Origin of the sequence: Xenorhabdus anantnagensis (assembly GCF_028598555.1) — a bacterium.
In the GTDB taxonomy this organism is placed as follows: Bacteria; Pseudomonadota; Gammaproteobacteria; order Enterobacterales; family Enterobacteriaceae; genus Xenorhabdus; species Xenorhabdus anantnagensis.
The window spans coordinates 29209-48042 of record NZ_JAQRFN010000025.1; the positions used below are offsets into that span (position 1 = coordinate 29209).

General features: G+C 41.6%; 15 protein-coding genes. 6 read left to right on the top strand and 9 right to left on the bottom strand.

Annotation, left to right across the window (positions count from 1 at the left end; translation table 11 throughout):
* Positions 1-6 precede the first annotated feature (6 nt).
* The 3 genes from artJ to PSI14_RS15825 all read right to left on the bottom strand — a co-directional run bounded on the left by artJ (position 7) and on the right by PSI14_RS15825 (position 2758).
* Positions 7-744, bottom strand: coding sequence for an arginine ABC transporter substrate-binding protein (gene artJ, locus PSI14_RS15815; RefSeq protein WP_273576780.1), 738 nt, complete (start codon positions 742-744; stop codon positions 7-9).
* Between the two features lie 158 nt (positions 745-902).
* Positions 903-1631 carry an arginine ABC transporter ATP-binding protein ArtP gene (artP, locus tag PSI14_RS15820; protein ID WP_273576781.1) on the bottom strand — a complete coding sequence of 243 codons (729 nt, stop codon included), beginning with the start codon at positions 1629-1631 and terminating at the stop codon, positions 903-905.
* A gap of 224 nt (positions 1632-1855) precedes the next feature.
* Positions 1856-2758: a LysO family transporter gene (locus PSI14_RS15825; protein ID WP_273576782.1), complete on the bottom strand. Its 903-nt coding sequence runs from the start codon at positions 2756-2758 to the stop codon at positions 1856-1858.
* A 520-nt stretch (positions 2759-3278) separates the two neighbouring features.
* On the opposite strand from PSI14_RS15825, the gene macA reads away from it, so the two are divergent.
* Together macA and macB are read left to right on the top strand one after the other, a co-directional pair.
* On the top strand, positions 3279-4442 hold the full coding sequence (gene macA / locus PSI14_RS15830) for a macrolide transporter subunit MacA (protein WP_273576783.1): 1164 nt from the start codon (positions 3279-3281) through the stop codon (positions 4440-4442).
* Positions 4443-4444: 2 nt separating this feature from the next.
* Entirely contained in the window at positions 4445-6400 is a 1956-nt protein-coding gene (gene macB / locus PSI14_RS15835) for a macrolide ABC transporter ATP-binding protein/permease MacB (protein ID WP_273576784.1), read from the top strand.
* Between the two features lie 62 nt (positions 6401-6462).
* On the opposite strand, the gene cspD is transcribed toward macB, so the two are convergent.
* Entirely contained in the window at positions 6463-6693 is a 231-nt protein-coding gene (cspD, locus tag PSI14_RS15840; protein ID WP_273576785.1) for a cold shock-like protein CspD, read from the bottom strand.
* A gap of 324 nt (positions 6694-7017) precedes the next feature.
* Here cspD and clpS point away from each other — a divergent pair, with 324 nt between their 5' ends.
* Together clpS and clpA are read left to right on the top strand one after the other, a co-directional pair.
* Positions 7018-7338, top strand: a complete 321-nt coding sequence (gene clpS / locus PSI14_RS15845; protein WP_273576786.1) for an ATP-dependent Clp protease adapter ClpS — start codon at positions 7018-7020, stop codon at positions 7336-7338.
* A 31-nt stretch (positions 7339-7369) separates the two neighbouring features.
* Positions 7370-9655 carry an ATP-dependent Clp protease ATP-binding subunit ClpA gene (gene clpA, locus PSI14_RS15850; protein ID WP_273576787.1) on the top strand — a complete coding sequence of 762 codons (2286 nt, stop codon included), beginning with the start codon at positions 7370-7372 and terminating at the stop codon, positions 9653-9655.
* 119 nt (positions 9656-9774) lie between these two features.
* On the opposite strand, the gene infA is transcribed toward clpA, so the two are convergent.
* The 5 genes from infA to trxB form a co-directional block, all read right to left on the bottom strand.
* Positions 9775-9996, bottom strand: coding sequence for a translation initiation factor IF-1 (infA, locus tag PSI14_RS15855; protein ID WP_086111255.1), 222 nt, complete (start codon positions 9994-9996; stop codon positions 9775-9777).
* A 163-nt stretch (positions 9997-10159) separates the two neighbouring features.
* Positions 10160-10849: a leucyl/phenylalanyl-tRNA--protein transferase gene (gene aat / locus PSI14_RS15860; RefSeq protein WP_273576796.1), complete on the bottom strand. Its 690-nt coding sequence runs from the start codon at positions 10847-10849 to the stop codon at positions 10160-10162.
* A gap of 11 nt (positions 10850-10860) precedes the next feature.
* Positions 10861-12666, bottom strand: coding sequence for a heme ABC transporter ATP-binding protein/permease CydC (cydC, locus tag PSI14_RS15865; protein WP_273576788.1), 1806 nt, complete (start codon positions 12664-12666; stop codon positions 10861-10863).
* Positions 12667-12668: 2 nt separating this feature from the next.
* Entirely contained in the window at positions 12669-14453 is a 1785-nt protein-coding gene (cydD, locus tag PSI14_RS15870) for a heme ABC transporter permease/ATP-binding protein CydD (RefSeq protein ID WP_273576789.1), read from the bottom strand.
* 105 nt (positions 14454-14558) lie between these two features.
* A complete protein-coding gene (gene trxB / locus PSI14_RS15875) occupies positions 14559-15518 on the bottom strand; it encodes a thioredoxin-disulfide reductase (RefSeq protein ID WP_273576790.1) in 960 nt (319 codons plus the stop codon).
* Between the two features lie 837 nt (positions 15519-16355).
* Between trxB and lrp the strand changes: the two genes are divergently transcribed.
* On the top strand, positions 16356-16850 hold the full coding sequence (gene lrp, locus PSI14_RS15880; RefSeq protein ID WP_004256338.1) for a leucine-responsive transcriptional regulator Lrp: 495 nt from the start codon (positions 16356-16358) through the stop codon (positions 16848-16850).
* 133 nt (positions 16851-16983) lie between these two features.
* Positions 16984-18834, top strand: a 1851-nt coding sequence (locus tag PSI14_RS15885) for a DNA translocase FtsK 4TM domain-containing protein (protein ID WP_273576791.1), incomplete at its 3' end; no start/stop codon positions are given.

Here is an 18834-nt window from a genome sequence, read left to right on the forward strand (position 1 = left end):
TTTAGTTTATTGTTTGAACCATTTTTTGTAGATGGTATCGTAAGTACCGTCTTGTTTAATTTCTGCTAGTGATTTGTCCAGTTTATTCAGCAATTCAGTATTGCCTTTGCGAACTGCAATTCCTAAACCGATACCAAAATAGTTTTTATCTGTCACTTTATTGCCAACTGCGCTTAATTCTTGGTTCTTTTTTAGCCACTCATTGACAACGGCAGTATCACCAAACACAGCATCAATACGGCCATTTTTCAAATCCAGAATTGCATTTTGGTAGCTGTCATAAGGTACGGTCTTGATTTCTTTATGCTGCTCCATCAAATACTTTTGGTGTGTAGTTCCATTCTGGATCCCCACTTGTTTGCCTTTGAGAGCCGTAATTTGGTCAAATTTCCCTTTGATAGCAATGAAAGTGGCAGAGTTATCATAATAGGTATGAGTGAAATCAACTTGTTTCTGGCGGTCTGGCGTAATGTCTATGCCAGCCATCAGGGCATCAAAACGGCGGAATTTCAGGCTGGGGATGAGGCTATCGAAAGCCTGGTTGGAGAATGTGCATTTTGTGTTGAGCTTTGCACATATGGCATTAGCCAAATCGATGTCGAATCCTTGAATCTTATTGTTTGCATCAATAAATTCAAATGGAGGGTAAGTTGCTTCTGTTGCAAAACGGAGAGTGGCTTTCTCTGCTGCGGTTGCTGATAAGGTTACTGCACTCAACAAAGCTGCAAACAATAATTTTTTCATAGCAATATCCTGTCGTTCATGAGCTTTATGGTTGATAACTGCTTTGATGTTTGTTTTGTAATCGATTATCGATATATACACTTCATCTTTCAAGCTGCTGCTTTATTGGTGATGCTGTGGCTTGAAATCTATCGGGTTTACAGATTCAGTCTGGTATTTCAGTGTGATAAATAATGAGCAAAGGCTTCTGTTTGAGGGCACATAAAATGAGTTGCGTCACCTTTTTCAATAATGTGTCCTTGCTCCATATATACAACTTGGCTTGCTGTTTTGCGGGCCAGCTCCACCTCATGAGTCACGATAATTTGGATGATACCGGTTTCAGCCAATTCTTTTATAATGTCAATGAGTTGAGAGGTGATTCCGGGATCGAGTGCAGCAGTAGGTTCATCAAACAATAGAACCTGAGGCTCCATCATTAACGCACGTGCAATGGCAACCCGCTGTTGCTGCCCACCGGAAAGATGTAATGGAAAACGGTTAGCGAATTCATCCAAACGAAGTCGGGAAAGTAGTTTTGCCGCTTTTTCCCTCGCTTGTTGTTTAGATTGCTTCAACACTCGGCAAGGCGCTTCAATCAAATTATCCATCACAGTTAAATGTGGCCACAGATTGTACTGTTGGAAGACCATACCAACTTTTTGTCGTAATGCTAGAATTTCTTTGTGGTTAGGCTGCTGTTTGAAATCAAATTGGTGTGTTGCCACATTGAGCAGCCCAGAACGAGGCATTTCTAGCAGGTTCAAGACACGCAGCAAAGAACTCTTTCCAGCCCCACTTGGCCCTAGTAAGACAACAGTTTCTCCCGATGTACATTCAAAATTGATATCGAACAGAGCCTGATGTAAGCCATAGAAACAATTGATGTTTTTTAATTGAATGTTCATGCGAAAAATGTGAATAGTTAATTGATTGGTGTGATATTAATCTTGCAAACATAACTATGCAATAATATCTGCGAAAAATTGTTATTTTAATCGAATTATAAGGTTAAATAATCAAGTTGAAGCCATTTTTTAGATCGTTTTTTGTTCTTTCCTTGATTAAATAGGCTAACCTTATATCAAAAAAGCTTTTTTAGTCAGATCGTGTATCAAATGAAGATTGCTTTTTATTGAGTAAAAAATGCGATAAACAAAGGCGTTATTAAACTCAATATAAAACCATGAACGATGGCCGCCGGCACAATACTTACACCTCCATAGCGTTGTAAGATCGGTAAAGTGAAGTCGATTGAAGTAGCACCAGTTAAACCCAATGCGGTTGAACGGTAGCGATTTATTAATATGGGAATGAGCATGATTGATGCCAATTCACGAGCCAGATCATTGAAAAACGCAGCACTACCAAGTACAGGCCCATAAGCATCAGAAATTAAAATGCCGGAAAGCGAATACCAACCATACCCAGACGCAATGGCAAGACCTGTTTTGATGGGCAATTCCAGTAAAAATGCGGCCAATATGCCGCCAAGCAAAGAGCTGATGGCAACCACGATGGCGATAATCGTGCCACGGCGATTCAACAGCGTTTGTTTTAAGCTCATACCGTTATTGCGCAGTTGAATTCCAACCAGAAAGAGTAAAAAAATCAAAGCTACCTTGCTGGCTTGGCCGGAAAAACGAAACCATGACCAACCTGTTAACCCGATGAGAAATCCCAATATTAATGCACCACATAATTTGACGGAATCTAATGCCATATGTAAACGGGAAGGAGGCTTTTCTTGTTTATGTGCATTAATAATCCACGGGTCCCGTTTATCCAAGAGGTAAAGCGCTAGTATGTTAATTATAAAAGTGCACAGGAAAAACGTCATCGCATACAGCAAAATAGAAAGTAAATTACTGCCCAAGTTTTCCAGCATGGCGAGGCTGACGCCCATCAGAATGAGAATGATATAAACCATGACATTGAGTAGCTGATGCACAAGGATTAGCATCGATTTATTACTCAGATGAATAAGATAACCCAGAGCCAAAGGCAGGAGAATAATCAACAGTCCTGAATACATGATTCATATCCTTATTCAATAAAAAAACATCTTTTTATCTATACCCAATGGATTTCAAGATGCGTCGCGGCGGCAAGGGAGCAAATCCCCAGAAGCATAGATAACTATGTGATCGGGGTGAGTGAGCGCAGCCAACAAAGAGGCAACTTGAAAGACGAAGGGTATAGTCCTGATAACTAAAATCCGCTACAAAGGTCAGTAAGCGTATGAAAACAAAAAATTTACACTAAAGTAACAAACAGGATAAAGGGAAGCATACTGAAACTCAACGCATTTTTTAATCTCTAATAGAAGGGGTGTTATAAAAAAAATTAAGTAAACCCGATGTGGAAAAGGGGAGTTTGTTATTACCAACTATGCAGAAGAACGCGGCGTTGGCGCTATTCCATTACTTTTAAGAGGGATGAAAGAAAATAATCAGACATTTTCTTATCAGAAATATCCCGTTGATAGGTTACGTTTATATTGTCTACAGTAAAGTGAAATAATTAGAGGTCATATTTAATGGTGGGTATTTGTAATGAATCGTCTTTCTACCAAGTATCGCTGGGTTGGGACTGGGCTTATCTTTATCACTATTGTCTTTGTGTTGTCCTATCTTTTCTATTCGCCGAAGCCAGTCACATACCAGACGAGCGCAGTGATCAAAAGGGATTTAGAAAGAAGTGTCCTAGCGATAGGGAAGTTGGACGCTGTCAGTAAAGTTGACGTGGGGGCCCAGGTTAGTGGTCAGTTGAAAGAACTTTATGTGAAATTAGGAGACAAGGTTACACAAGGTCAATTATTGGCATTGATTGACCCACAAACAGCAAAAAATTCTGTGGCAGAAATACAGGAAACCGCGAAATCACTGGAGGCTAATCTCCGTGGCATGAAGGCAGAATTAAAACTTGCGCAGCTCAAAGTGAATCGTCTGAAGCATTTGTTTAAATTACATTTAACACCTCAGCAGGAATTAGACTCCAGCATGACAGATATGCAGTCTAAGGCCGCCCGAATTGACGACTTAATGGCGCAAATTAAGCAAAATAAGGTCAAACTTGATACTGCAAAAACAAATTTGCAATATACCAGAATCACTGCCCCTATCGCGGGCACAGTGACAGATATCAAAACATTTCAGGGACAAACTGTGATTGCTGCACAGCAAGCACCCACTATTTTGACACTTGCAAATCTCGATACCATGGTAGTTAATGCGGAAGTATCGGAGGCCGATGTCATAAATTTAAAGCCCGGACAAAAAGTATCATTTACCATCTTGGGGGCTCCGGGAAGGCAATTTCACAGCGTTTTGAAAGATATTCTAGCAACACCGCAAATTGTGAATAATGCTATTTTCTACTATGCCCGCTTTGAAATACCTAATCCCAGCTATATCTTACGCTTACAGATGACTGCACAAGTAAAAATAGATCTACAGTCGTTGCATAATGTATTGATGATCCCGATTTCCGCCTTAGAGATATCTTCTCGCCAATATACGTCTTCAACCCAAAATGTATCATCACCCCAAAATATAGCTTCTACCCAATATGAAGTTAGTGTCTTACATAATGGAAAAGCAGAGAAACGCAAAATTACGATAGGTGCCTTTGATAACACCAACGTTCAAGTGCTCTCTGGATTAAAGGAACATGAACGTGTGATCACTAACCGCAGTGATAGTGACGTAGAGGATTAATCATGAGTGTGTTATTGGAACTGAAAGATATTAGCCGTAGTTATCCATCTGGAGAAGGACAAGTCAATGTCTTGGATAATATTTCGTTATCCATACAGGCTGGGGAAATGGTGGCTATTGTTGGCGCTTCGGGTTCAGGTAAGTCCACTTTGATGAATATACTTGGCTGCTTGGATAAATCCAGCAGTGGAGAATATTGGGTTGCAGGGAGAAATATTGCTGACTTGGATAGCAATCAATTGGCAGAATTGCGCAGGGAATATTTTGGGTTCATTTTTCAACGTTATCATTTATTGACGCATTTAACAGCCGAACAAAATGTTGAGGTTCCGGCAACTTACTTCGGTATTTCCAAAATACAACGTCGTGAGCGGGCTATTGAATTGCTAAAGAGTCTTGGATTGGAAAATCGGATTAACTATCGACCAAGCCAGCTTTCAGGTGGGCAGCAACAACGAATTAGCATTGCCAGGGCACTTATGAATGGTGGTCAGGTCATTCTTGCTGATGAACCGACAGGAGCATTGGATAGTACTTCTGGTCAGGAAATGATGGACATCTTGAAGACGCTTTGCCAACGAGGGCATACGGTTGTTATTGTTACTCATGATCCTAATATTGCTGCACAGGCGCAAAGAGTGATTGAGATTAAAGATGGGCGAATCATGAGTGATTCATGCGCTTCTGAGCATCAAACATTGCCTCATATCTCCTCTTTGGAAGAAAAGATTGCAGATGCAAAAACCTCTTCAGTTCAACAAATCTGGGGACGTTTTAATGAAGCTTTATTTATGGCATGGCGCGCCATGAATGTTAATAAACTACGTACTCTATTGACAATGCTTGGAATTATAATAGGTATTGCTTCTGTCGCAACGATTCTAGTGATTGGTGATGCGGCAAAGTCGATGTTGTTATCAGATATTAAATCTATTGCGACTAATTCTATATCGATTTACCCCGGAAAAGATTTTGGCAGTGATAATGCTTTGAGTATGCAGGCACTGAAACTTAACGATATCCCTGTAATAAAATCTCAGCCCTATGTTCAGGCTGTTTCTCCAGAATTCACATACAGCGGGCGTTTGCGCCAAGGAAATATAGATGCTAATACACAGATATCTGGTGTAGGAAATGAGTTTTTTCAGGTAAATGCCATGAAATTTTCCCAAGGCATACCTTTTACTGCCGAAATGATTTATCGCCAGTCTCAGGTGATTGTCATTGACGATAATACACGTAAGAAGTTTTTTCCTCACCAGAACAATGTGATAGGTAAACAGTTGTTGTTGGCAAATATCCCCCTGACGGTGATTGGTGTAATTGTGGGTGGGCAAAGTCTTAATAAGAGTAATTCATTACAAGTTTGGATGCCCTACAGTACGATGAATAGCCGTTTGATGAATCGAAATTACTTGAATTCGATCGTTGTCAGACTGAAAAATGGCTATTCTTCCAATGAAGCAGAAAAAAAACTTAACCAGTTGTTGATATTCCTTCATGGCAAAAAAGACTTCAACACTTATAACGTAAATACAATCATTAAAATAATGGATAAAACAACACGGACGATGCAAATATTTTTAACGTTAATTGCAGTAATATCTTTGGTTGTAGGGGGAATTGGCGTCATGAATATCATGTTGGTATCAGTTACCGAGCGTACGCGGGAGATTGGTATTCGCATGGCGGTTGGTGCCAGAACCAGTGACATTATGCAGCAATTTCTTATTGAAGCTGTTTTGGTTTGTTTAATCGGGGGAATACTGGGGATTACCCTGTCATATAGCCTTTCTTTGATTGCACAGTGGATGCTGCCGAAATGGAATTTCGTTTATAACCCCATTGTATTTATTATCGCGTTTGGTTGTTCAACGGCAATAGGAATAGTATTTGGCTTCCTGCCTGCGAGAAATGCAGCTCGTCTCAATCCCATAGAGGCGCTTGCAAGGGAATAAAATAGCACGCCACAAATAAGCCCATAGCCTATTTGTGGCGTGGAAATTATGAGCTTATCGGGTTACTCTTGTTTCGATTTTGAGCTATCTTCCAGAGGCACAATAAGGCTGGCGTGGTTACCCTTAGGGCCTTGATGAACGCTAAAGTTCACTTTCTGCCCAGCTTTCAGCGTCCTATAACCATCCATTTGAATGGTTGAATAGTGAACGAATATATCATCGCCTCCGCTGGCTGGACAAATAAATCCAAAGCCCTTTGCATTATTGAACCATTTAACAGTACCTGTTTCCATACTTCTCTATCCCTCGTATCTCGATTTCGGGTTTAAGAGTCACTAAAAATTTTGAAATATGAACAAACACCCAGACAGAAGGTGGTGTTCATAAAATATACTGTAGTGAAATTGATTACGTCGTCAAGCACATAAACAGCGTCAAGTTGTCCCAAATGACCAAAGTTTGATATAGATAACGATATCCGATTTTTACGCAAAATCTTTATTCGTTAATCAAAGAGGGGTAAGCAGAGTGCTTTATGAAGTGATAAAATATATAGCAGTAGAATGAATTAGTTCATACTAAAATTCAGCGGAAAGTTAATACCCAATGGAAGAATGATGACTGAGTTTTATAACAACTTGAAAGTTGAAGAGTTTATTAGGGATGAAGCAAAACAAAAACTACAACCACCATCAATGTATAAGGTTATTCTTAACAATGACGATTATACCCCTATGGAGTTTGTGGTTGACGTATTGCAAAAGTTCTTTTCTTATGATGTTGAACGAGCAACGCAACTAATGCTGGATGTCCATCAAAAAGGGAAAGCAGTTTGCGGAATTTATACGGCAGAGGTCGCAGAAACTAAAGCTGCGCAAGTGAACATGTATGCTAAGGAGCACGAGCATCCGTTACTTTGCACGCTGGAAAAGGTCTGATCTGGCTCACTGAATTTAGGAGGAGGTGCTTATGCTCAATCAAGAACTGGAGCTTAGTCTCAACATTGCTTTTGCCAAAGCAAGGGATAACAGACATGAATTTATGACTGTAGAGCACCTGTTGCTGGCGTTGTTAAGTAATACATCAGCGCGAGAAACATTGGAGGCTTGTAAAGTCGATCTGGCAATGTTACGCCAGGAATTAGAAAGTTTTATTGCACAAACTACCCCTTTGTTATCTGAGAATGATGACAGGGATACACAACCTACATTAAGTTTTCAGCGTGTTTTGCAACGCGCGGTATTTCATGTTCAATCTTCGGGACGCTCAGAAGTCTCAGGGGCGAATGTCTTAGTTGCCATTTTTAGCGAACAGGAATCACAAGCTGCTTATTTATTGCGTAAGCACGATGTCAGTCGCTTGGATGTTGTGAATTTCATCTCTCATGGAACGCGCAAAGATGAATTCGATAATGATTCTCACCATAGTATTAATCCAGTTCAGGAAGAGCAGGTAGTTAGTGAAGATAGATTGGAAAATTTCACTACCAACCTGAATCAATTGGCACAGAAAGGGCAAATTGATCCGCTTGTTGGTCGTCAGAATGAATTGGAAAGGACAATTCAGGTACTGTGTCGTCGCCGTAAAAATAATCCTTTATTTGTTGGGGAGTCAGGTGTTGGTAAGACGGCTATTGCTGAGGGACTCGCATGGCGTATTGTACAAAAGAATGTTCCCGAAGTGATGCTGGATTGTACCATCTATTCTCTGGATATTGGTTCATTGCTGGCAGGTACAAAATATCGCGGTGATTTTGAGAAGCGCTTCAAGTCTTTGTTAAAAACACTGGAGCAAGACAGTAAAAGCATTCTCTTTATTGACGAAATCCATACTATTATTGGAGCTGGTGCTGCCTCAGGTGGACAAGTGGACGCAGCTAATCTTATTAAACCGCTGTTGTCCAGTGGGCGTATACGGGTAATTGGCTCAACGACTTACCACGAATTCAGCAATATTTTTGAAAAAGATCGGGCTTTGGCTCGTCGATTCCAAAAAATTGACATTCTTGAGCCTTCTTCTGAAGAAACAATACAGATTATCAATGGGCTGCGTACTAAATATGAGGCACATCATGATGTTCGTTATACAGCGAAAGCCATCCGTGCCGCAGTTGAGTTATCTGTGAAGTACATTACCGATCGTCATTTACCGGACAAAGCTATTGATGTCATTGATGAAGCAGGGGCAAGGACAAGATTAGTACCAGTTAGCCGCCGCAAGAAAACGATCAATGTTTCTGATATTGAGTCTGTGGTTGCTCGCATAGCCCGTGTTCCAGAAAAAACTGTGTCAGCCAGTGATAAAGATGTCTTGAGAACACTGGATGATCGTTTGAAAATGTTGGTTTTTGGTCAAGACAGGGCTATTGGTGCTTTGACGGAAGCCATTAAGATGAGCCGTGCTGGATTGGGGCAGGATCATAATCCAGTGGGATCTTTCTTGTTTGCAGGGCCTACCGGGGTGGGGAAAACGGAAGTAACTGTTCAACTTGCCAAGGTATTGAATATCAAATTATTGCGATTCGATATGTCAGAATATATGGAACGTCATACTGTCAGTCGTTTAATTGGCGCTCCACCGGGTTATGTTGGGTATGATCAGGGCGGATTATTGACTGATGCAATCATCAAACATCCTCATTCTGTACTGTTGCTGGATGAGATTGAAAAAGCCCATCCCGATGTATTTAACCTGTTGTTACAGGTTATGGATAATGGTACATTGACCGACAATAATGGCCGTAAGGCTGATTTCCGCAATGTTATTTTGGTGATGACAACCAATGCTGGGGTACGTGAAATACAGCGTAAATCTATTGGATTCACCGAACAGGATAACAGCACAGATGGAATGGAAGAGATAAAACGGATTTTCACACCTGAATTCCGCAATCGTCTTGATGGTATCATCTGGTTTGATGCACTCTCTTCCGAAGTTATTCAGCAAGTTGTTGATAAATTTATCGTCGAGTTACAAGCTCAGCTGGATGAAAAAGGTGTTTCTCTGGAAATCAGTGCAGATGCCCGCCAGTGGCTATGTGATAAAGGTTATGATAAGGCAATGGGTGCTCGCCCTATGGCTCGTATAATCCAGGACAACCTCAAAAAACCATTGGCGAATGAGCTGTTATTTGGCTCTTTGGTACATGGAGGTTCGGTCAGGATCAAACTCGACAAAGCTAAACAGGCACTAATATACGATTTTAATAGCGCTCAAAAATCGAACAGAAAGAAATCAGAAGATGCTGTGTTATAAAGTATAAATAGCATAAAACGGAATAATAAGTATCAGTGATCGAAACTGGTGACTGGTGGTAAAAAACATAGCCAAACCACAGGTGAATGCGATCACCTGTGGTGCTAAAGGTATCTTAATCAGCGGCTACGGAAAGTGATGCGTCCTTTTTCCGGATCATATGTAGTTAGCTCAACTGTAACCTTGTCTCCAGTCAGGATGCGGATATAGTTTTTACGCATTTTTCCTGAGATGTGAGCAGTGACAATGTGCCCGTTGTCTAATTCAACGCGAAACACAGTATTTGGTAGTGTTTCTAACACAGTACCTTGCATTTCAAAATTATTGTCTTCTTTGGCCATCTAATCCTCTAAATGTAACAACCCTAGTTTTTAATCGGCAAGATAATGCCGAAAAACCATCATTATGTAAAGGAATGTTGTATTTTAAGCCATCATTTTATATACGATAAAATGATGGTTAGTGACATTCCCACCTTGAACAGCATTAATCTCTAAGAGATGATTATAAATCCAGTCTTTGTACAGACCAGCATCCTGATTGCAATGACTGCCTTCTTAATTGATAAAGATGCTGGAGAAACTTGTTTCTCGGAATATTTTTGGCACCCAATGATTCTGTATGGTGATTTAATACCTGACAGTCAAACAATTGGCCGCCATAACGTAAAAAGTGGTGATAGAATGCTACAAAAGCACACTTGGAGGCATTCTCCATTTTGCTAAACATTGATTCACCGCAAAATAGTGTACCGACACAAACGCCGTATAAGCCACCCACAAGTTGATGATCATGCCAGACTTCTATTGAATGAGCCAAACCTTCCTTATGTAAGGTTTGATAACCTTTTTGAACTTCTGGTCCAATCCAAGTGCCTTCTTGCCGTTGGGCGCAATTATAAATCACTTCATCGAAAGCATAGTTTACCGTAATTTGGTAAGTATGTTTGCGAATAAAACGACGCAATGTTCGGCCAGTATGCAATTCTCCCGGAATCAGCACTGCCCGAGGGTCGGGAGACCACCATAAAGGAGGTTCATCAGGTGAGTACCATGGAAAAATACCCTCATGATACGCTACTCGTAAGCGTTCTGCACTTAGATCTCCACCAAACGCCAGTAAACCATTAGGTTCAGTTAGTGCGTTGGTGGGATGAGGAAATTCATAAGAGTTATCCAGTTGAGCTATTGACATCATGAGTTGAATCACTCTTGCTCAGGGTAGCTCTGTGGCTGATAAAATTGTTGCCGCTGATAAAATTGATAGTAACGCCCCTGTTGAGCTAGTAGCACATTATGCTTGCCTTGCTCGATAATACGTCCTCCATCCATCACACAGATTCTATCCATGTATTGTAAGCCTGTGAGTCGATGGGTAACAATAATTAGTGTCTTATGCTGACAGCTACGGCGTAACAGCAACAGAATTTGTTGTTCTGTATCTGCATCAAGCCCTTCAGTCGGCTCATCCAGAAGCATTAAGGGAGCATTGTGTAACAATGCTCTGGCAATCCCCAAACGGCGCTGTTCTCCACCAGAAAGTTGACGGCCACCTTCCCCCACCCAACAGTTTAGTTTTTTATCAGTGTCTAGCAAGTATTCTAAACCTACTTGTTGTAATACGGTTGTTAATTCATCGTCATTAGCATCTGGTTTTGCCAATAAAAGATTTTCACGCAGGGTATGGCTAAATACATGTATCCGTTGGGGAACGATAGACATCATTGAGCGCAGCGTTGTCTCATCATAGTGGGAGATAGGGTGCTGATTGAGTTGAATCTCACCGCTATCGATGTCCCACGCACGGGTCAATAACTGCAAAAGTGTTGATTTACCGCATCCTGTTTTTCCCAATAAAGCAATATGTTCGCCTGATGTTAGGGATAGAGAAATATTTTTCAATACTGGCAAAGGTTGATCAGGATAGGTGAAATCGACATTTTTTATCTCAAGGCTGAGTTCATTATTCGTCTGAGGTCCATGAGAAGGGAAGGTGACTTCCGGTTTCTGGTGCATCAACTGAGAAACCCGCGTCGCAGATGAAATGACTTGCCCCATGTGCTGGAATGCTACTGTGACTGGCCCAAGTGCTTCGAACGCAGCAAGGGTGCAGAATGTAAACAGCGCAATTAATGCACCTGCCTGACTATTTTCTCCAACATCTATTTCTCCAACATCTATTTCTCCAACGCCTATTTCTCCAATACCAGCCGCAGCGAGCCAAAGTATTAGCGTCACTGTCATGCCGGTAGAGAAGATCATGATGGCTTGTGAAAGTCCGGTCAAATTGGCTTGTTTTTGCTGGCTTTTTAACCAGTTATTTTCAACTTCTGTCATGGATTGACGAAAGCGTTTGAGTGCGCCGAATACGCTTAATTCAGCTTGCCCCTGCAAGGCGCTGGTAAGTAATGTACGATACTGACCGCGTTGTTGGGTAATATTTCTCCCGTAGGGTTTTCCTGCGTGGTAAAACACGAAAGGTAATATCAGCAGTAGCCCTAGCATAATACCGCCAATCGTATAGGCAAGGGTGATATCAAGGAATCCTAGGCCAAATGTCAGTACCAGAATGACGACAAATGCGGCGAGGACAGGAGAAATAACTCGTAGATAGAGATGATCCAGTGTTTCGACATCCGCAACGAGCCTATTTAACAACTCACCTTGACGAAAACGGGCAATGCCTCCGGGAGAAAGTGGCAGTATTTTTTGAAAAGCAAAAACACGTAAATGCGCCAATACACGAAATGTTGCATCGTGGCTAACAAGCCGTTCGCCATAACGGCCAGCAGTACGGAAAATAGCAGCGCCACGAACGCCAGCGGCGGGCAGCATGTAGTTGAATGTATATAGTCCCGCGAATCCAGCCAAAGCCGTACCGACAAGGAACCAACCAGATAGTGTTAGTAGCCCAATACTGGCTAGCAGCGTTACAATCGCCAACATCATGCCTAAACTAATAAGAAACCAATGGCGGCGATAGAGGGCGAGAAATGGGAGTAATACACGCATGATTAAAGCTCCACACTACGGTGAGACAACAAACGAGAAAATACACCTTGAGACTGGCTTAAAGTTTGATAATCACCTTGCTCAATGAGTAATCCATTTTCCATTACCCAAATCTGGTCATATGATAGTGTTTCTTCCAGCAAGTGAGTCACCAGCAATGTGGTTTGTTGATGAGATGCTTGATTTAGGGCCATCATCACACGTTGTTCGCTATGCGCATCAAGGCTAGCGGCTGGTTCATCCAATAGCAATAATTGGCAAGGGTTTAATAATGCTCGTGCCACCGCGATACGCTGAGCTTGCCCGACAGACAGGCGAGCAGCGTTATCACCTACCACCGTATTGATTCCATCCGGAAGATCGTTGATAAACTCACTGACATAAGCTCGTTCCATCACATCATTGATTTGCTCTTGTGTTGCGTCATATTGACCAAGCCGAATATTATCGAGCAGTGTTTGCTCTGGCAGATGTGGGTTTTGCCCAACCCAACTCAAACATTCGCGCCATTTGGTAAGATCGAGTTCACGCAACTCAATTCCATTAATTTTCAGGGAACCATGGTAAGGCAGGAATCCCAGTAATACATTGATCAACGAACTTTTGCCGGCTCCACTTTTTCCAACTAAAGCAATTCTCTGGTGTCTATCAATCGTAAAATTCAAGGGGCCAGCAAGGCGATGACCATCGTGGGACATAATTTCCAGTTTGCAGGCTTCAATGGTTACTGGTTTTTTATCTGCTGTTTTTTTATCTAATAGTGTTTTCTCGCCACTGTTTGCGGCTTGTTCTCCATCGCTGCTAAGCAAAGTGAAAAGCGATTCTGCCGCTCCGATTGCCTGAGCTTTTGCATGATAAAACGTACCTAAATCGCGCAGAGGTTGAAAAAATTCAGGTGCAAGGATTAAAGCGAGAAATCCTGCAAATAACGTTACACCCATCCCATAACTGCCAAAATGTAATTCTCCCAAATAGGAAAAACCAAAATAAACAGCAACAACGGCAATGGAAACTGCGGCAAAAAACTCTAAAACGGCTGAAGATAAAAATGCCATGCGCAATACTTCCATCGTTTTACGGCGAAAGTTTTCTGTTGACTCAGTGATTTGTTTAACTTCAGCTTCTCCTCTGTGGAACAGGCGCAATGTTTCCAGGCCCCGTAAACGATCGAGGAAATTGCCGCTTAATCGACTGAGTGCAACAAAATTGCGCTGATTGGCATCTGCGGCCCCTAATCCAACCAAGGCCATAAACAGAGGAATCAATGGAGCAGTTACAAATAAAATCAATCCTGCGGCCCAATTAATTGGGAACACGGTAATCAGGATTAAGATAGGAATCATCGTAGCAAGAGCAATTTGAGGGAGATAGCGAGAGTAAAAATCTTGCATGTCTTCTATCTGCTCTAGAATAATAGTTGCCCAGCTTCCTGCTGGTTTCCCTTTAACCCACACTGGTCCCAGTTGTTCAAGCTTATCCAGTACCATATTACGGATTTGTTGGCGTACAACTTTGCCACAGATAAACCCAACACGCTCCCGAACGGCATTGACAATTGCCCGTAATGTAAAGGTGGCTGCCAACATGAGAAATTGGTTGATAAGATTTTCGCGGGGAACATTGTCCATAATCAGGGCTTGAAGGATGGTAGCCAAGAGCCAGGCCTGAGAGATAATCAGCAGTCCACTGATTAGGCCAAGTAACATTGATAAACGAAGCCACCGACGTGCAGGAGCAGTTTGCTGCTTCAGCCATCGAACAAGTTCAGATTGTCTTGCTTTGTCCATAAGAAAAATTTCTGATTAAGCGGGTGATGATACGGAATATCAAAACAAGCTGTATGTTACCTGTAAAAAAGCGCTATTTCGATAGCGCTTTTGAGGAAAGATGGATTATTTGGTTGCCAATCCGTCAAGGAAACGTTCTGCATCCAGTGCAGCCATACAGCCTGTACCTGCTGAGGTGATAGCCTGGCGATATACATGATCCATAACATCTCCGGCGGCAAAGATACCTGAAATAGAGGTTTGGGTGGCATTACCATGCAATCCAGATTGGACTTTGATATATCCGTTTTCCAGTTCCAATTGACCGTCAAAGATGCCAGTGTTCGGGCTATGGCCAATGGCGATGAACACTCCAGTGACATCCAGTTCTTCGATATTGTCACTGTTCGTATCACGAATGCGGATACCCGTAACCCCCATATCATCACCCAGAACTTCATCCAGAGTACGATCAGTATGCAGAATAATATTGCCGTTCTTCACTTTCTCCATCAAGCGGTCAATCAGGATTTTCTCTGAACGGAAAGTATCACGGCGGTGAATCAAATGTACTTCAGAGGCAATGTTCGCTAAATATAGCGCTTCTTCGACAGCAGTATTGCCACCACCAACGACAGCAACCTTTTGTTTACGATAGAAAAAACCATCACATGTTGCACAAGCAGATACACCGCGACCTTTGAAAGCCTCTTCGGAAGGCAATCCGAGATAACGGGCTGAAGCACCTGTCGCGATGATTAAAGCATCACAGGTATATTCCTGCTCATCACCAAATAAACGGAACGGTCTGTTTGAGAAATCAACTTTCTGAATATGGTCAGAAATGATTTCTGTTTGAAATTTTTCAGCGTGTTGGAACATGCGCTCCATCAAACCTGGGCCAGTCAGCCCTTCAGGATCACCGGGCCAGTTTTCAACTTCAGTCGTGGTGGTCAATTGGCCGCCTTTTTCAACCCCAGTAATAAGGACGGGATTTAGATTAGCGCGGGCTGCATACACAGCAGCGGTATAACCAGCAGGACCTGAGCCAAGAATGATAAGTTTACTGTGTTTGGCTGTGCTCATGAATACCTCATTTCCATTATCGCATATTGCGGATTTAGCGATTGTAGGAGAAATAATAAGTTAAAAAAAGCGATTATCAGATAAAATATTTATGTTATTAACGATTTTACCGATAGATAGTAACTATGATGTAATCGAATTGTAAGAATAGATTGTTTAACTTTCTGAATCGAATATCATTTATACATTTGAGGTATGAAACAAGCTATTGAAACGATTTATTGAAAATTTGTTCGGCAGGTTGTTCTGATTTTTGTTCATTTACTTTGACAATCGGCTGTGCATTTGCGAAAACATCGGTGTAAGGGATAACTATCTGCGTCGCTAATCAATTATTTATATAGAATAGACAAATTAGTGTGGATAATTTTCTTATTGAATATTAAAAATTGTCGTTAAGCTGTTTTCTGAAAAACCTAGTGTTTTAGGAGATAATGTTTTGGGAGATAGTACTCTGGAAGATCGTACTCTGGAAGATCGTACTCTGGAAGATAATGATCCGTAAAATAGTGTTCTGGAGAATAGCATTCTGATAAATCATACTATATGCCCAATAGATTATAAGTTGCAGTTTGGCTGCAAGGGAACGAAGCCTTAAGTGTATAGAAATTATATTAGCGACTAAGGTGAGTGAGCACGGCCAATATAGCAGCAACTTGGAAGGTAAAAGGGATAATAATCGAATGTCAGAAGATTGTATTCTGAAAAATTGTGGTAGACCTCAAATCTTTGGTTACGGATTGAGCTTTAGCCTTTGAAGACATCTTTTCCAGCTCAGCCGCTTGAAAGAGATAGGGAAAATGTTATAGGTGTAGGAAATAAAGAGAGAGCAATAAGATGATAGATAATAAGAAGCGTCCAGGAAAAGATCTTGATCGTATAGATCGTAATATCCTTAACGAGTTGCAGAAAGACGGCCGTATTTCTAATGTGGAGTTATCCAAGAGAGTTGGTTTGTCACCAACTCCTTGTTTGGAACGTGTACGTCGCTTGGAGCGTCAGGGTTTTATCTCTGGCTACACAGCTTTACTGAATCCTCATTATTTGGATGCATCATTGCTGGTATTCGTTGAAATTACGTTGAACCGCGGCGCAGCAGATGTATTTGAACAATTCAATACAGCAGTTCAGAAACTAGAAGAAATTCAAGAATGCCATTTAGTTTCTGGTGATTTTGATTACTTGCTGAAAACACGTGTGCCGGATATGTCTGCATATCGTAAATTGCTCGGCGAAACCTTGTTACGCCTTCCTGGCGTTAACGACACCCGTACTTATGTTGTAATGGAAGAAGTGAAACAGAGTAACCGTTTGGTAATTAAGACTCGTTGAGCTTTTGCCTAAAAATGTACAGATGCAAAACAGGAAAAACTTAGGTACACTCCTGTTTATGTATACAGTTTCAACGCTGAGCTACCCTCAGCGTTGTTCCGTTTAATCAACAGGAAAACCTGGAGAGCCTTTCTTGAACCAGGAATATACAGAAGACAAACGTGTTAAGTTAAAGAAAATAAGCAGTAGCCGCCGGCTTCTGGAAGCCGTTCTGTTGGTTATTGTTATTTGTGCCGTGTACTTGATGGTAGCACTTATCAGCTTCAATCCATCTGATCCTAGTTGGTCACAGACATCATGGCATGAACCTATTCACAATTGGGGCGGCAGTGTTGGTGCTTGGTTATCTGACGCGCTGTTCTCGGCATTTGGTGTTCTTGCCTATGCAGTCCCGCCGTTTATGTTTTTAGGTTGTTGGAATGCTTTCCGTCAGAAAGATAGGCAAGAGTACATTGATTTCTTCACACTCGCATTACGTGTCATTGGCGCTTTAGCTCTGATACTGACTTCATGTGGCTTGGCTGCACTCAATATTGATGATTTAAATGACTTTGCAGCAGGTGGAGTCGTTGGCAATTTATTCAGTAATGCAATTCTGCCTTGGTCCAATATCCTCGGAACAACATTGACTCTGCTTGGTATCTGGGCTGTTGGATTCACCCTGTTTACGGGGTGGTCATGGCTCACGATCGCAGAAAAAATTGGCGCAGTTATTCTGGATTCACTGAGTTTTGTAGTCAACCGTGGTCGTAATGATGCTGAATATGACGAAGATGATTCAGAAAATGCATTAGTTTCCAATCGCTCAGCCAGTGAACAGAAACGAACGGAGCATGTAGATGCACATGACATGGATAAACCCGCAGTTGCTACGGAAACGCTAAACGCAGATGAAGATGATGTATTATTGACGGCTCCGACGGTGGCCGAATTAGCTAATACAGATCCAGATTTGCAGCCTTCTTCGGCTTCTTTGGTTATAGAAGAAAGCGAAAAACTTCAAAAAAATATTTCAGTAGAATCTCACTCCACAGACTTCTCTCCAGCATTTGATCAACCTGAATTACAACATCGGGAAGGGGAAAACCAGGAAGAGGGAAGTCAGGGGCAAGAGCCTGTTCGTTATACTTTTGAATTACCCGACGATTATCAATCAGGTACAAATCCAGAAGCGGATAACGTTTCCCAGACTATTTCGAAGCAATCTACAGACAGTTTTGCCGTCACGAATACGCAGTCACAAGCTGATGTAACAGAGACATTTACTCTTTCTCCACACGATAATGCCAATTTGAAAAATGCGGCAGCGGGTATAGCCAGTTCTACAGTTGCGTCGAAAAATCCTCAGGTTAAGCAAGGTATTGGCCCTGAAATGCCTCGCCCTAATCCTGTTAGGATCCCAACACGCAGAGAATTATATGGTATCAAAGTGCCCTCTTACCGTTTGGCAGAACATATGCAACGGGAAGAAAAAGAGAGACAGAATGAGCTGATTGCAGAAACCAATGAACAGCAAATGGATGCTCAACAGCAAGATGTGTTGCGCCAGCAATTTATCGAGCAACAGCGTGAACGCTATGGTGCCAATTTTGAAGAAGAAAATAGAGAGCATAGTGAAGATCGTAAAGAAGGCACGTTGATACATAAACAACCATCAGTAGCCGAATTTACGAAAAATAGCGTAGATGAACAGGTATACGAACAAGCAGTAGATGAACAGAAAACGCAGGAAGAAACGTTGCAAATAGCATTTGAACAACAGCAACGTGAACGTTATCAAATGAATCAACCTGCCTCTTTAGTACCAGTTTCTGCACAGGATGAAAAACCAGAACCCAATTATCTCCCTCAGATAAGTGATCTTAATAAAACTGAGCTTGCTGAATCTACATTGATGCCAACAGAATCTTCGATTCAACAAGTTCAGGAGAAAAATATAGCTACTGCTCTTGATTCTCACGAATTGAAAAGTCAGCATACTTTT

Bases quoted from the DNA above. Each gene is read 5' to 3' on its own strand.
- clpS (WP_273576786.1), top strand. From the start codon at position 7,018: ATGACTGAGTTTTATAACAACTTGAAAGTTGAAGAGTTTATTAGGGAT.
- cspD (WP_273576785.1), bottom strand. From the start codon at position 6,693: ATGGAAACAGGTACTGTTAAATGGTTCAATAATGCAAAGGGCTTTGGA.
- artJ (WP_273576780.1), bottom strand. From the start codon at position 744: ATGAAAAAATTATTGTTTGCAGCTTTGTTGAGTGCAGTAACCTTATCA.
- artP (WP_273576781.1), bottom strand. From the start codon at position 1,631: ATGAACATTCAATTAAAAAACATCAATTGTTTCTATGGCTTACATCAG.
- lrp (WP_004256338.1), top strand. From the start codon at position 16,356: ATGATAGATAATAAGAAGCGTCCAGGAAAAGATCTTGATCGTATAGAT.
- PSI14_RS15825 (WP_273576782.1), bottom strand. From the start codon at position 2,758: ATGTATTCAGGACTGTTGATTATTCTCCTGCCTTTGGCTCTGGGTTAT.
- macB (WP_273576784.1), top strand. From the start codon at position 4,445: ATGAGTGTGTTATTGGAACTGAAAGATATTAGCCGTAGTTATCCATCT.
- trxB (WP_273576790.1), bottom strand. From the start codon at position 15,518: ATGAGCACAGCCAAACACAGTAAACTTATCATTCTTGGCTCAGGTCCT.
- macA (WP_273576783.1), top strand. From the start codon at position 3,279: ATGAATCGTCTTTCTACCAAGTATCGCTGGGTTGGGACTGGGCTTATC.
- clpA (WP_273576787.1), top strand. From the start codon at position 7,370: ATGCTCAATCAAGAACTGGAGCTTAGTCTCAACATTGCTTTTGCCAAA.
- infA (WP_086111255.1), bottom strand. From the start codon at position 9,996: ATGGCCAAAGAAGACAATAATTTTGAAATGCAAGGTACTGTGTTAGAA.
- cydD (WP_273576789.1), bottom strand. From the start codon at position 14,453: ATGGACAAAGCAAGACAATCTGAACTTGTTCGATGGCTGAAGCAGCAA.
- aat (WP_273576796.1), bottom strand. From the start codon at position 10,849: ATGTCAATAGCTCAACTGGATAACTCTTATGAATTTCCTCATCCCACC.
- cydC (WP_273576788.1), bottom strand. From the start codon at position 12,666: ATGCGTGTATTACTCCCATTTCTCGCCCTCTATCGCCGCCATTGGTTT.